This window comes from Paraburkholderia sp. MM5482-R2 (assembly GCF_050436125.1).
Lineage (GTDB): Bacteria > Pseudomonadota > Gammaproteobacteria > Burkholderiales > Burkholderiaceae > Paraburkholderia > Paraburkholderia tuberum.
In genome coordinates this window covers 408,495-421,153 of sequence record NZ_JBNDLP010000002.1, presented here as the reverse complement: position 1 = coordinate 421,153, position 12,659 = coordinate 408,495, and the positions used below count along the sequence as shown (strand labels likewise).

Genomic DNA, 12,659 nt, shown 5'->3' with positions numbered 1-12,659 from the left:
CGCTTCAGCGCCGCCTCCGCGCGGCCCGCACGATGAAAAAATCGACTCAACGCCGTCCCACCATGACCGACATCGCCAAGCTCACCGGCGTGTCGCAATCCACCGTTTCGCTCGTGCTCAACAACGCGGCCGGCGCGAAATTCTCCGATGCGACCCGCAACAAGGTGCTGAAGGCCGCGCACGACCTCGGCTACCGGCTGTCGCTGCGCGCGCCCGTAGCGGCATCGAGCGACGAGCGCAACCTGATCGTCTATCTGGCCGACGAAATCTCGACGAGCCCGCACCCGGTCGTCAACATCGACGGCGCGCGCGACGCCGCGTACGTGAGCGGCAAGATGCTCGCGGTCTACTCGACGCACGGCAACGCCGACATCGAAAAACAGGTACTCGACACGGTCCTCACCAATCCGCACGTGTTCGGTGTGATCTACGCGACCGTCTACACGCGCAAGGTCGCGCCGCCGAGCGCGCTGTCGCAGGTGCCGACCGTGCTGCTGAACTGCTACACCGGCGACAGCACGTTCTCGTCCGTGGTGCCAGCCGAGGTCGCGGGCGGCCATCTGGCGACCGAGTACCTGCTGCAGGCCGGCCACCGGCGCATCGGCTACATCAACGGCGAGCCGTGGCAGGACGCCGCGAAAGACCGCCTGAAGGGCTACCGCACCGCGCTCGCGACCGCCGATCTGCCTTTCGCGGCCGAACTCGTGCGCGACGGCGACTGGAGCCCCGGCCTCGGCTTCGAGCTGACGCTGTCGCTGATGCGCGAGGCCAATCCGCCCACCGCGATCTTCTGCGCCAACGACCTGACCGCGATCGGCGCGATCGAGGCGCTCAAGCAGCTCGGCCTGCGCGTGCCCGAGGACGTGTCGGTGCTCGGCTACGACGACCAGGAAATCGCGCGCCACACGCATCCGCCGCTGTCGACGGTGGTGCTACCCAACTACGAACTCGGCCGCTGGGCCGTCGAAACGCTGCTGCAGGAAGAGCACAACCGCGCAGCCGGCGCGCCGGTGCGCCATCGCACGGTCAAGCTCGACGGACCGCTGGTGGAACGCACCTCGGTCCGGGTAATTACCGAGGCAAGAGCTGCGACAATTAATATTATTAGTGGTTAACCGATAATAATTTTGAGTGGAATAATCGGCACGTCAGGTCGGGAAGACAGCGCACCGGTGGGTCATAGCCAATCGCGCGCTCGCCGGCGAACCAACGTCGGCCCCCCGGCTGGACAGAGGCAATCCCGAGCAGCACGAAAAGCAAATAAACCGTCACCGGTTACTGGAGGAAGACATGGCGGCAAATGGTGGCGCTTGCGCGCGCGGTGTCGTCGGACGCGAAGATGGTGATCATGGACGAATCGACGTCGTCGCGCGACGAGCGCGAAGTCGAACTGCTGTTCACCGTCGTGCGCAAGCTGCGCGACGACGGCCGCGCGGTGATTTTCGTCTCGCACCGGCTCGACGAGCTGTACGCGCTGTGCGATCGCGTGACCGTGATGCGCGACGGCCAGACGGTCGTGCAAAGCACGATGGCCGAGATGGACAAGCTGCAGCTCGTCACGACGATGCTCGATTTCCGCACGCCCAAGCAGGCGCGCGAAGCGGGCATCAGCACGATCTACCGGGAGATCAACCTGGTGCCGTTCCGCGAATCTGAGCGTCGCCGCGGGCGCGAGGGTTCAGTCGCGATGACGATTGCCGGCGTGCTGCTGCTCGGGCTCGTGTTCAATCTGCTGAACGTCGAGAACGGGCTCGGGTTCATCAGTCTGTCCGCGTACTGGCAATCGGTGATTCGCGGCGTGTTCCTGCTACTCGTGATCGTGCTGCAGGCGCGCGTGTTGAAACAGCGCGGAACAAAGCGGGTGCCGGCGGTGTGAGCAAGCGGCACCTGCGAATTGGCGTCATCAATTCCATCGGACAGAATTTCCTTACTTGGCCGAGGCTTGCCGCCACAATCGCCGCCCCCGACCCATCTCTGTGTACCGATAGACTCGCCGCGAAACCGTGTGACCGTGACGCGTCCCCGACGCGTCACGACGTCCCCGATCGTCGTCCCGGTTTCCTTATTGACTGTCGGTGCGCAACGTCCAGACGGTCGCCGTATTCGTGGCGTCGTCTACCGCGGTGAACTGCAAGTGGCGCTTGCTATCGAGGCCGAGTGCGAGGCCGAGTGCGAGGCCGAACGCGAGGCCAAACGCGGAGCCCGGCGCAGGGTCGACCGACATTTGAGCGACGAATTGTCCGTCGACGGTGAACTCGACGATTTCGCTAGGACGTTTCGGGTCGGGCGCGCGACGCACGCGGCGCGATGCGCGTGCCCGTATCACCAATCCGTCGAAGCCAGTGTATGAACCGAATGCAGATATCGCACGAGAAGCCTCCATTTGACACCTCCTACTCGCATGGGCGGCCGCAGCCGCCAGGACGAGTCGCGCACCCACCGCGCTGCCTGGCTTAGCGCGACTCGCCTCCTGCGTAAACGAGGCAACGTCGGGCGTATTCCCCAAAAAATCGCGGCGCGCAAACGATAGTCGAAAGCGAGGCGATCTCGATGGCGCCGGCAGGGTTCCGCCCCATTTGCCAGTTTTATCAGCAGGGTCAATGCTGCAGCGCACGCCGCCTTTCGGTATCATCTTGAAAATGTCGCCCTTGCGGCGCGTCGCTTTCGCGCCTGGCGGGTAACCAATGGCAGCCGCCCTTCGCGGCGTTCGCCGAATCGCCGTACCCCGCTGAAGCACGGCCGCACTCACGCCAACGTACTTCGCGGCGCCAGCAAGCCGGCGCCGCCGCTTCCCGGTTTAGCAACCCGCTTTACCACGCTCGACCGCCGCGCCGCGGCCCCGCCCCGGCGGGCACGGTAAAATGACGGATTGCGCGGGAGTCCCGACCACGGGTCAGCGCAGCATCGCCCCTTGCCGTGCCGGCCGGCTCAGACGACTGGCCGCCTTTGTTTTCGCACTATCCAAGAAGCCATGAGCAACCTGAATTCACAAACCGTCCTGAGCGTCCATCACTGGACCGATACGCTTTTCAGCTTCACCTGCACGCGCGATCCGTCGTTCCGTTTCGAAAACGGCCAGTTCACGATGGTGGGCCTGCAGGTCGAGGGCAAGCCGCTGCTGCGCGCATACAGCCTCGCCAGTGCGAACTACGAAGAACATCTCGAATTCCTCAGCATCAAGGTGCAGGACGGCCCGCTCACATCGCGTCTGCAGCACCTGAAGGTCGGCGACGAAGTGCTGATCGGCAAGAAGCCGGTCGGCACGCTGGTGGCCGACAACCTGCTGCCGGGCAAGACGCTGTGGCTGTTGTCCACCGGCACGGGCCTCGCGCCGTTCATGTCGATCATCAAGGATCCGGACATTTACGACCGCTACGAGCGCGTGGTCCTCACGCATACCTGCCGTTTCGTCGACGAACTCGCGTACAAGGAATACATCACTGAGCACCTGCCGGCGCATGAACACCTCGGCGAGTTCGTACAGGAAAAGCTGCTGTACTACCCGACCGTCACGCGCGAAGCGTTCCAGAACCGCGGCCGCATCACCGAGCTGATCGAGACCGAAAAGCTGTTCGCCGACCTCGGCGTGCCGGGTTTCTCGCTCGAGGACGACCGCGTCATGCTGTGCGGAAGCCCGCACATGCTGCGCGACACGCGCAAGCTGCTCGAAGACGCGGGCTTCAAGGAAGGCAGCAACAACGAGCCGGGCCATTACGTGGTCGAAAAGGCCTTCGTCGGCTAAGCCGGCCGGCATTCTTCTTCGCGGCCCGCGCGCCGCGAATTCCAAAAAAGGAGCCTCCGGGCTCCTTTTTTTGTTGCTCCGTTACAAATCGGAGCGCGTTGCGTCACCTTCGCTGTCAGAATTCCTCTGACAGCACGAGTCCGCGGTAAACATCATGTAATCTCTGAAGACTCTGCGCTAAGCCTTGGTACGACTGCTTTTTTAATCTTTTTGAGATATCATCGCGCCGCGAGATCAGACGAATTCATGCACCGATCGTCGTCAATCCGAGTTGTTACTGAATGTAAATTTCGTTACGTTGGGCCATCGTGTTTCGTCCGACGCGAAACCTCGTCATTCGCGGGCTTTGATTCCGTCTGCGCGTGCCCGCTTCGCCGTCCACTCCGCCTCCTGAGAGGGAAATTCATGGATACGTCGACTGCCGTCCCGTTCAACGCTGCGCTGGCTTCGTCCGCGCAGCGTGATGGCTTCGACATGCCATCGCTCGCCGCGCGCGAGATCGAGCGGCTGCGCGCGCGGGTACGCGAGCTGTCGGCCGAATTGGTCGACGCGCAGGAAAGCGTGCGCCGTCACGTCGCGCGCGAGCTGCACGACGGCGTCGGCGCCGAGCTGACTGCGACGCGCTTCGCGCTCGCCAGCATCGAAACCTGGCTGCCCGCCGACGCGCCGCCGCAATGCGCGGCCGCGCTCGCGGTCGCCAATCGTTCGCTCGACGCCGTGCAGGCGGCAAATCGCGACGCCATCGCGCAACTGCACGCGCCGTCGTTCGAGACAGGCCTCGCCGGCGCGCTGCAGTGCTGGGCCCGCGACTTCTCCATGCGCACCGGCTTGCGCACCACCTTCACCTGCAGCGGTGACGCGCGGCTCGCGCGCCTGCCCGCCGATGCCGCGCTCGCCGTGTTCCGCGTCGCGCAGGAAGCGCTGAACAACATCGCGAAGCACGCGCGCGCGACCTGCGCCGACCTGCGCGTCGAAACCGGTGCGCGTCATCTGAGGCTCCTCGTTAGCGACGATGGCATCGGCCTGCCGCGCGGCGCGCGCGAACGCGGTGGCCAGAAAAAAACCGGCGATCATTTCGGCCTCGCCGGCATGCAGGCGCGCTGCGCCGCATTCGACGGCACGCTGCGAATCAGCGCGAGGCGCACGAGCGTCGGTCGTGGCGAGGACAGCGGCGCTGGCAACAACGGCGCCATCACCCCGCGCGGCACCCTGATCCAGGCCCGCTTCGCGTGGCACGCGCTGCTCGCGGCCGCCCCAACGCCGCGCGCCGCCCGGCGCGCGCTGCAATCGTGAGCCCGCGACCATGAGCCTGCGCATCCTGATCGTCGAAGATCACGCGGTGGTCCGCCAGGGCGTTCGCCATCTGCTGCTCGATCGCGGCGTCGCGCGCGAGGTCGCCGAGGCGCAAAGCGGCTCCGAAGCGCTCGACCTGGTCGTCCACCAGAGCTTCGACGTCGTGCTGCTCGACATTTCGCTGCCCGACATGAATGGCGTCGAGGTGCTCAAGCGTCTGAAGCGCAAGGCGCCGCGCGTCGCGGTGCTGATGTTCTCGATGTACCGCGAAGACCAGTACGCGGTGCGCGCGCTCAAAGCCGGCGCGTCCGGCTATCTGTCGAAGACGGTCGATGCCGCGCAGATGATCGGCGCGATCCAGCAGGTCGCGGCGGGCCGCAAGTACGTGAGCCCCGAGATGGCCGAGGCGCTCGCCGACTACGTGTCGTTCGACGGCGAGCAGTTGCCGCACGAAAAGCTGTCCGATCGGGAGTACCAGACGCTGTGCATGCTCGCGTCCGGCAAACGTCTCACCGATATCGCGGCCGCGCTGTCGCTGTCGGTGAAGACCGTCAGCGTGTACCGCACGCGGCTGCTCGACAAGATGAAGCTGCGCAACAACGCCGAGCTGACCTTCTATGTAATGAGCAACCGCCTCGTCGATCTGAATCCCGCGATGGCGGGCTAGCCCAGCAGGCGCCGCCAGCCGTGGCTGCGGCGTGGCGCCGCAGTCGTCCGATCGTGGCGCCGGCGCAATCGGAGCGATTCCATCCTCATCAATTGACTTTTCAGTAAATAGCTTCACCGCCGCCCCGCTTCCGGCACCGCAAGACCTCCTCGAAATCACCTCCTGGCGGGAGTTTCCGCCCATCGCCTTGGCCCAGAAAGCGCCGCGCGCGAACCAGCCCGGCGACACGCATCCGCTAGAATCGCGGGTTTTCCCGACATTCGGCGCGCAACACGCGTGCACCACTGGAGACCCACGCCAATGTCCCTGTTTCGCAAAAAGAGCGTCGAGCACATGCTTGCGGCGAGCGCTCAGACCGCCGGCCTGAAAAAGGCGCTGGGCGCGCTCGACCTGACTTTCCTCGGCGTCGGCGCCATCATCGGCACCGGCATCTTCGTGCTGACCGGCACGGGCGCCTTACAGGCCGGTCCCGCGCTGATGATCTCGTTCCTGATCGCGGCGGTCGCCTGCGGCTTCGCCGCGCTCGCCTACGCTGAATTCGCATCGACGATTCCGGTCGCCGGTTCGATCTACACGTACTCGTATGCGACGCTCGGCGAGCTGGCCGCGTGGATCATCGGCTGGGACCTGATGCTCGAGTACGGGCTCGCGACCTCGGCGGTGTCGGTCGGCTGGTCCGGCTATCTGCAGTCGTTGCTGTCGGGCTTCGGCGTATCGCTGCCGATGGCGCTGAGCGCGGCCCCCGGCGCCGTGCCCGGACACGAAACGCTGTTCAACCTGCCCGCCTTCCTCGTGATGATGGCGATCACCACGCTGCTGTCGCTCGGCGTGCGCGAATCCGCGCGAATCAACAACATCATGGTTGCGATCAAGGTCGTCGTCGTGCTGCTCGTGATCGGCGTCGGCGTGTTTCACGTCACGCCGGCCAACTGGCACCCGTTCATGCCTCACGGCTGGAGCGGCGTGTTCGGCGCGGCCGCGGTGATGTTCTTCGCGTTCATCGGCTTCGACTCGGTGTCGTCGGCGGCCGAAGAAGTGAAGAATCCGAAGCGCGACCTCCCGATCGGCATCATCGCGTCGCTCGGCGTGTGCGCGGTGCTGTATGTGGCCGTGGCCGCGGTCGTCACCGGCATCGTGCCGTCCGGGAAGTTCATGGGCATTTCGCACCCGGTGTCGTACGCGCTGCAACTCGCGGGGCAGAACTGGGTCGCGGGCTTCATCGACCTCGGCGCCGTGCTGGGCATGCTGACCGTGATTCTCGTGATGGCCTACGGTCAGACGCGGGTGATCTTCGCGATGTCGCGCGACGGCCTGCTGCCCGCGAAGCTGTCGAAAGTGCATCCGCGTTTCGCGACGCCGTTCTTCACGACGTGGCTCGTCGGCATCTTCTTCGGCCTGATCGGTGCGTTGGTGCCGCTCAATGTGTTGGCTGAGCTGATCAATATCGGCACGCTCGCGGCGTTCTCGATGGTATCGATCGCAGTGCTCGTGCTGCGCAAGACGCACCCAGAGCTGCCGCGCGCGTTCCGTTGCCCTGGCGTGCCGGTCGTGCCGGTGCTCGCGGTCGCATCGTGCCTGTTCCTGATGCTGAACCTGCAAGGCATCACGTGGGGCGCGTTCGTGATCTGGCTGCTGATCGGCATGTTCATCTATTTCGGCTACTCGCGCCGTCATTCGAAACTGGCAAAGTAATGCGCCGTTTCGATGAAGCCACGCCAATGAGCTGAATGCTCGCGAGCGTGGCCTCGCTTTCCGCTGATCTATCGATGCGCCCCGTCATGCTCCGCAGACGGGGCGCTTGTCTTTGCGGCGTCCCATTCCGTGGCCGCCGTGTTCTCTTCGTGCGCTCGCGCGCGCCGAACACACTTCCCCTCATAGCGCGCCCGCGCGATTTGTGCTTTACTTTTCGGCAGATTTGTAAAACCCGTAGCACCCTCATCGGACTTGGCGAATCGAAGTCAGCACGCAGTCGAAGCAAAGCAGGGGCAATAACAATCACAGGTCCGGTCTCACCCACAGCAACTATCTTGCATGGGATCGTGGTCTGCGCCGAGGCAGGGATCGATACGCCAACGCGCTCGCTCCGATCGACCGCGATAAACGCATGGGACCGCAGTAAGCGCTGAAGCGCTAACTGCGGTCGACAAAGGAGACAGCTTCATGGCGATCAGCATCAGTCTGACGGTCAATGGCGCGCCCGTGAGCGCCTCAGTCGACCCTGGCACCCTGCTTGTCCAGTTCCTGCGCGATCAACTCCGTCTGACCGGCACCCATGTCGGCTGCGATACGGCGCAATGCGGCGCCTGCACCGTGCATCTGAACGGCCGCGCGATCAAGTCCTGCAACATCCTCGCCGTGCAAGCCGATGGCGCCGAGGTCACGACCATCGAAGGACTCGCGCACAACGGCGCGCTGCATCCGATGCAGGCCGCGTTCAAACACTGCCACGGTCTGCAATGCGGCTTCTGCACGCCGGGCATGGTGATGAACGCGGTGTCGCTGGTGCAGCGTCAACCCGATCTGACCGGCGACGAGGTGCGCGAGCAGCTCGACGGCAACCTGTGCCGCTGTACGGGCTATCACAACATCGTCAAGGCCGTGCTCGAGGGCGCCGCGGGTATGAAGTCCGCCGCATCGAGCGCATCTGCCGGCGCGAATGCCGCCGGCGCCACCGCCGCTTGAGGAGCCGACGATGAACGCACCCGATACACAGAGCCTGATTGGCGCCGCCGTCGAACGCAAGGAAGACTATCGCTTCCTGACCGGCAAAGGCCAGTACACCGACGACATCGTGCTGCCGCAGCAAACCTACGCGGTGTTCCTGCGCTCACCGCACGCGCACGCGAAGATCAGAAGCATCGACACGAGCGCGGCCAAACAGTCGCCGGGCGTGATCGCGATCTTCACCGGCGCGGATCTCGCCGCCGACAACGTCGGCGGACTGCCGTGCGGCTGGCTGATCCATAGCACCGACGGCAAGCCGATGAACGAGCCGCCGCATCCGGTGATCGCGCATACGAAAGCACGGCACGTGGGCGATCAGGTCGCGCTCGTGATCGCTGAATCGATCAAGGCGGCGAAAGATGCGGCCGAACTGATCGAAGTCGATTACGAAGAACTGCCGGCCGTCGTCGATACCGCGCATGCGGCCGACCCTGGTCAAGCGGCCGTGCACGACGAAGTGCCCGACAACGTCTGCTACAACTGGGGCCACGGCGACAAGGCCGCGACCGACGCCGCATTCGCGAAAGCCGCACACGTGACCACGCTCGACATCGTCAACAACCGCCTCGTGCCGAACGCGATCGAACCGCGCGCGGTCAACGCGAACTATTCGGCGCAGGACGAGAGCTACACGCTGTACGTCGCGAATCAGAACCCGCACGTCGAGCGGCTGCTGATGGCCGCGTTCGTGCTGTCGCTGCCGGAATCGAAGCTGCGCGTGATCGCGCCGGACGTCGGCGGCGGCTTCGGCTCGAAGATCTTCCTGTACGCCGAAGACGTCGCGCTCACCTGGGCGTCGAAGAAGATCGGCCGGCCGGTCAAATGGACCGCCGAGCGCTCCGAGGCGTTCCTTTCCGATGCGCACGGCCGCGATCACGTGACCAAAGCCGAGCTTGCGCTGGACGCCGACGGCAAGTTCCTCGCCATGCGCGTGCATACGATCGCCAACATGGGCGCGTATCTGTCGACGTTCGCGTCGAGCGTGCCGACGATCCTGTACGCGACGCTGCTCGCCGGGCAATACGCAACGCCCGCGATCTACGCCGAAGTGAAGGCCGTCTTCACCAACACCGTTCCGGTCGATGCGTATCGCGGCGCGGGCCGGCCGGAAGCGACGTTCGTCGTCGAGCGCCTGGTGGAAGCCGCGGCGCGCGAGATGAAACTCGACCCCGCGGAAATCCGCCGCCGCAATTTCATCACGCAATTCCCGTACGCGACGCCGGTCGGCCTCACCTACGACACCGGCGACTACAACGCGATCCTGTCGCGCGCGCTCACACTCGCGGACGTCGAGGGCTTCGCCGCACGCCGGCAGGAATCCGAAAAGAACGGCAAGCGCCGCGGCCTCGGCTACTCGTGCTACATCGAGGCATGCGGTCTCGCGCCGTCGAACATCGCGGGCGCGCTCGGCGCGCGCGCGGGCCTGTTCGAAGTCGGCCAGATTCGCGTGCACCCGACCGGTTCGGTGACCGTGTTCACGGGCTCGCATAGCCACGGCCAGGGCCATGAGACGACCTTCGCGCAGGTGGTCGCGGATCGCCTCGGCATTCCGCTCGAAAGCGTCGAGATCGTGCACGGCGACACCGGCCGCATCGCGTTCGGCATGGGCACGTATGGTTCGCGTTCGATCGCGGTCGGCGGCTCGGCCATCTCGAAGGCGCTAGACAAGATCGAAGCAAAGGCGAAGAAGATCGCCGCGCATCTGCTCGAAGCGTCGGCTGAGGACATCGAGTTCAGGAACGGTGTGTTCCGCGTCGCGGGCACCGACCGCACCAAGGCGTTCGCGGAGATCTCGCTCGCCGCGTACGTGCCGCACAACTATCCGCTCGACGTGCTCGAACCGGGGCTCGAAGAAAGCGCGTTCTACGATCCGACCAACTTCACGTATCCGTCGGGTGCGTATATCTGCGAGATCGAAGTCGATCCGGACACCGGCGTCTCCCGCATCCAGCAGTTCACCGCGGTCGACGATTTTGGCAACGTGATCAATCCGATGATCGTCGAAGGTCAGGTGCATGGCGGGCTCGGGCAAGGCATCGGTCAGGCGATGCTCGAGCGCTGCGTGTACGACAACGACAGCGGCCAGTTGCTGTCCGGCTCTTACATGGACTACGCGATGCCGCATGCGTCCGACCTGCCCGACTTCACGGTCGAAACGTCGAAGGGCACGCCGTGCACGCACAATCCGCTCGGCGTCAAAGGCTGCGGCGAAGCGGGCGCGATCGGCTCACCGCCGGCCGTGATCAACGCGATCATCGACGCGCTCGCGCCGCTTGGCGTGACCAATCTGCAGATGCCGGCCACGCCGCATCGCGTCTGGTCCGCGATTCAAGCGGCGAAGCAAGCCTGACCCAACGATCCTGAGCGGAGCATTCGACATGTATTCATTCGAGTATCAACGCGCGACGGATCCGCAAGCGGCCGCCGCAGCCCTCACCGCCGACAGCGACGCGAAGTTCCTCGCCGGCGGCCAGAGCCTTCTGCCGACGATGCGCCTGCGTCTCGCGCAGCCGTCGCAACTGATCGACGTGACGCGCATTCCCGCGCTCAGGACGATCACCGTCGACGCCAGCATGGTGACGATCGGCGCGGCCGTCTGTCACGCGGACGTCGCCGAACACGCGGACGTGCGGCGCGTGTTGCCCGCGCTCGCGGAGCTGGCCGCGAATATCGGCGATCGCCAGGTACGCGCGCTCGGCACGATCGGCGGCTCGCTCGCGAACAACGACCCGGCCGCGTGCTACCCGGCGGCGGCGATGGGCCTCGATGCGACGATCGTCACGGACCGGCGGCGCATCGCTTCGGCCGATTTCTTCGTCGGCATGTACGAGACCGCGCTCGCGCCCGACGAGCTGATCGTCGCCGTCGAGTTTCCGGTGCCCGAGCGTGCCGCATACGAGAAATTCCGCAATCCGGCCTCGCATTTCGCGCTGGTCGGCGTGTTCGTCGCGAAGTCCGCGAGCGGCGTGCGCGTCGCGGTAACGGGGGCGGCGTCATCGGTGTTTCGCGTGGCCGAGCTCGAAAGCGCGCTGTCGACGAACTTCACGCCCGAGGCGGCACGTGCAGTGAGCGTGTCGCCCGACGAGCTGAACGACGACATGCACGCGAGCGCCGCGTATCGCGCGCATCTGATTCCGGTGCTCGCCGCGCGCGCGGTCACGAAGGCAAATGCCTAGCGATCCTCGCTAGGCGCCCCGGCTTGCCGCGCCTTCACCACGGTGCGCGCAAGCCGGCTTCGTTCACTTCGCGAGCCGGCGCGACAGTTCGACGCCGGGCTCGCGGCCATTGCGTTCTTCACTCGCGCCACGCTTTGCCATGGCCTGTCGCGCAGATTCAGGACCAACATGCAGCCGGCTTCGATCGACGACACCCTCGCCCAACTCGCCGCCCAACGCTATTTCGCGAGCCGCGAGCTCGCGACCGCACTGTATCTCGCGCTGCGCATGGAGCGGCCGTTGTTCGTCGAAGGCGAGCCGGGTGTCGGCAAAACCGAGCTCGCGAAAGCGGCGGCGGGCATGCTCGGCACCACGCTGCTGCGCCTGCAATGCTATGAAGGCCTCGACACCGCGAGCGCGCTTTACGAATGGGACTACCCGCGCCAGATCATGGCGCTGCGGCTTGCCGAAGCGAGCGGCGAGCGCCCCGACAACGACACGCTATATCGTGGCGAATTCCTGCTGAAGCGTCCGCTTCTGCAGGCGTTGATGCCCGACGAAAACCATCCCGGCGCGCGGCGCGTGCTGCTGATCGACGAAATCGACCGCGCCGACGAACCGTTCGAGGCATTCCTGCTCGAACTCCTGTCCGACTTCCAGGTATCGATTCCCGAATACGGCACCGTGCGCGCGACGCAGCCGCCGCTCGTCATCATGACGTCGAACCGCACGCGCGAAGTTCACGACGCGTTGAAGCGCCGCTGTCTGTATCAATGGATCGGCTATCCGGACCGCGATCGCGAACTGGAGATCGTCGCCGCGCGCGCGCCGCAAACGTCGGCGCAGTTGCAGCGGCGCGCGGTCGACTTCGTGCATCGGCTGCGCGGCATGGATCTGTTCAAGGCGCCCGGCATTGCCGAGACGATCGACTGGTGCCGCGCGCTCGAAGCGCTGTCGGTCACGGAGCTCGATCCGCAATCGGTGCAGAACACGCTCGGCGTGCTGCTCAAGTATCAGGACGATCTCGCGCGTGTGGATGCCGCGCAGGTCGCGCAGTGTCTGTCCGGGTGAGGGCCGT

At 65.3% G+C, this 12,659-nt stretch carries 9 protein-coding genes and 3 pseudogenes; 11 read left to right on the top strand and 1 reads right to left on the bottom strand.

Annotated features, from left to right (window positions below):
- Positions 1-62: 62 nt before the first annotated feature.
- The 3 genes and pseudogenes from OKW37_RS05010 to OKW37_RS05000 form a co-directional block, all read left to right on the top strand.
- Complete coding sequence (locus OKW37_RS05010) at positions 63-1,115, top strand: LacI family DNA-binding transcriptional regulator (RefSeq protein WP_429407755.1); 1,053 nt, start codon at positions 63-65, stop codon at positions 1,113-1,115.
- A gap of 179 nt (positions 1,116-1,294) precedes the next feature.
- Positions 1,295-1,570, top strand: a pseudogene (locus OKW37_RS05005) (sugar ABC transporter ATP-binding protein); the annotation flags it as partial.
- Positions 1,571-1,666: 96 nt separating this feature from the next.
- Positions 1,667-1,876, top strand: a pseudogene (locus tag OKW37_RS05000) (ABC transporter permease); the annotation flags it as partial.
- 186 nt (positions 1,877-2,062) lie between these two features.
- On the opposite strand, the pseudogene OKW37_RS04995 reads toward OKW37_RS05000, so the two are convergent.
- A pseudogene (locus OKW37_RS04995) lies at positions 2,063-2,287 on the bottom strand (hypothetical protein); the annotation flags it as partial.
- A 684-nt stretch (positions 2,288-2,971) separates the two neighbouring features.
- Here OKW37_RS04995 and OKW37_RS04990 point away from each other — a divergent pair.
- From OKW37_RS04990 to OKW37_RS04955, 8 genes are all read left to right on the top strand, one after another.
- Positions 2,972-3,742, top strand: coding sequence for a ferredoxin--NADP reductase (locus tag OKW37_RS04990; RefSeq protein WP_018419136.1), 771 nt, complete (start codon positions 2,972-2,974; stop codon positions 3,740-3,742).
- A gap of 405 nt (positions 3,743-4,147) precedes the next feature.
- Positions 4,148-5,035 (top strand): sensor histidine kinase, encoded by an 888-nt coding sequence (locus OKW37_RS04985; protein WP_429407758.1) that lies wholly within the window; start codon positions 4,148-4,150, stop codon positions 5,033-5,035.
- 10 nt (positions 5,036-5,045) lie between these two features.
- The gene (gene rqpR, locus OKW37_RS04980) at positions 5,046-5,702 is read left to right on the top strand and encodes a response regulator transcription factor RqpR (RefSeq protein WP_090802643.1); all 657 of its coding nucleotides are present in this window, start codon (positions 5,046-5,048) and stop codon (positions 5,700-5,702) included.
- A gap of 300 nt (positions 5,703-6,002) precedes the next feature.
- A complete protein-coding gene (locus OKW37_RS04975; protein ID WP_429407760.1) occupies positions 6,003-7,394 on the top strand; it encodes an amino acid permease in 1,392 nt (463 codons plus the stop codon).
- A 468-nt stretch (positions 7,395-7,862) separates the two neighbouring features.
- Positions 7,863-8,384: a (2Fe-2S)-binding protein gene (locus OKW37_RS04970; protein WP_184025999.1), complete on the top strand. Its 522-nt coding sequence runs from the start codon at positions 7,863-7,865 to the stop codon at positions 8,382-8,384.
- Positions 8,385-8,394: 10 nt separating this feature from the next.
- Positions 8,395-10,776: a xanthine dehydrogenase family protein molybdopterin-binding subunit gene (locus OKW37_RS04965; protein WP_184060858.1), complete on the top strand. Its 2,382-nt coding sequence runs from the start codon at positions 8,395-8,397 to the stop codon at positions 10,774-10,776.
- A gap of 28 nt (positions 10,777-10,804) precedes the next feature.
- Positions 10,805-11,602, top strand: coding sequence for an FAD binding domain-containing protein (locus OKW37_RS04960; protein ID WP_429407763.1), 798 nt, complete (start codon positions 10,805-10,807; stop codon positions 11,600-11,602).
- A gap of 168 nt (positions 11,603-11,770) precedes the next feature.
- A complete protein-coding gene (locus OKW37_RS04955) occupies positions 11,771-12,652 on the top strand; it encodes an AAA family ATPase (RefSeq protein ID WP_429407765.1) in 882 nt (293 codons plus the stop codon).
- Positions 12,653-12,659: the final 7 nt, after the last annotated feature.

Excerpts from the sequence above, each read along its gene's own strand:
- OKW37_RS05010 (WP_429407755.1), top strand. The coding sequence starts at position 63 with ATGACCGACATCGCCAAGCTCACCGGCGTGTCGCAATCCACCGTTTCG.
- OKW37_RS04990 (WP_018419136.1), top strand. The coding sequence starts at position 2,972 with ATGAGCAACCTGAATTCACAAACCGTCCTGAGCGTCCATCACTGGACC.
- OKW37_RS04985 (WP_429407758.1), top strand. The coding sequence starts at position 4,148 with ATGGATACGTCGACTGCCGTCCCGTTCAACGCTGCGCTGGCTTCGTCC.
- rqpR (WP_090802643.1), top strand. The coding sequence starts at position 5,046 with ATGAGCCTGCGCATCCTGATCGTCGAAGATCACGCGGTGGTCCGCCAG.
- OKW37_RS04975 (WP_429407760.1), top strand. The coding sequence starts at position 6,003 with ATGTCCCTGTTTCGCAAAAAGAGCGTCGAGCACATGCTTGCGGCGAGC.
- OKW37_RS04970 (WP_184025999.1), top strand. The coding sequence starts at position 7,863 with ATGGCGATCAGCATCAGTCTGACGGTCAATGGCGCGCCCGTGAGCGCC.
- OKW37_RS04965 (WP_184060858.1), top strand. The coding sequence starts at position 8,395 with ATGAACGCACCCGATACACAGAGCCTGATTGGCGCCGCCGTCGAACGC.
- OKW37_RS04960 (WP_429407763.1), top strand. The coding sequence starts at position 10,805 with ATGTATTCATTCGAGTATCAACGCGCGACGGATCCGCAAGCGGCCGCC.
- OKW37_RS04955 (WP_429407765.1), top strand. The coding sequence starts at position 11,771 with ATGCAGCCGGCTTCGATCGACGACACCCTCGCCCAACTCGCCGCCCAA.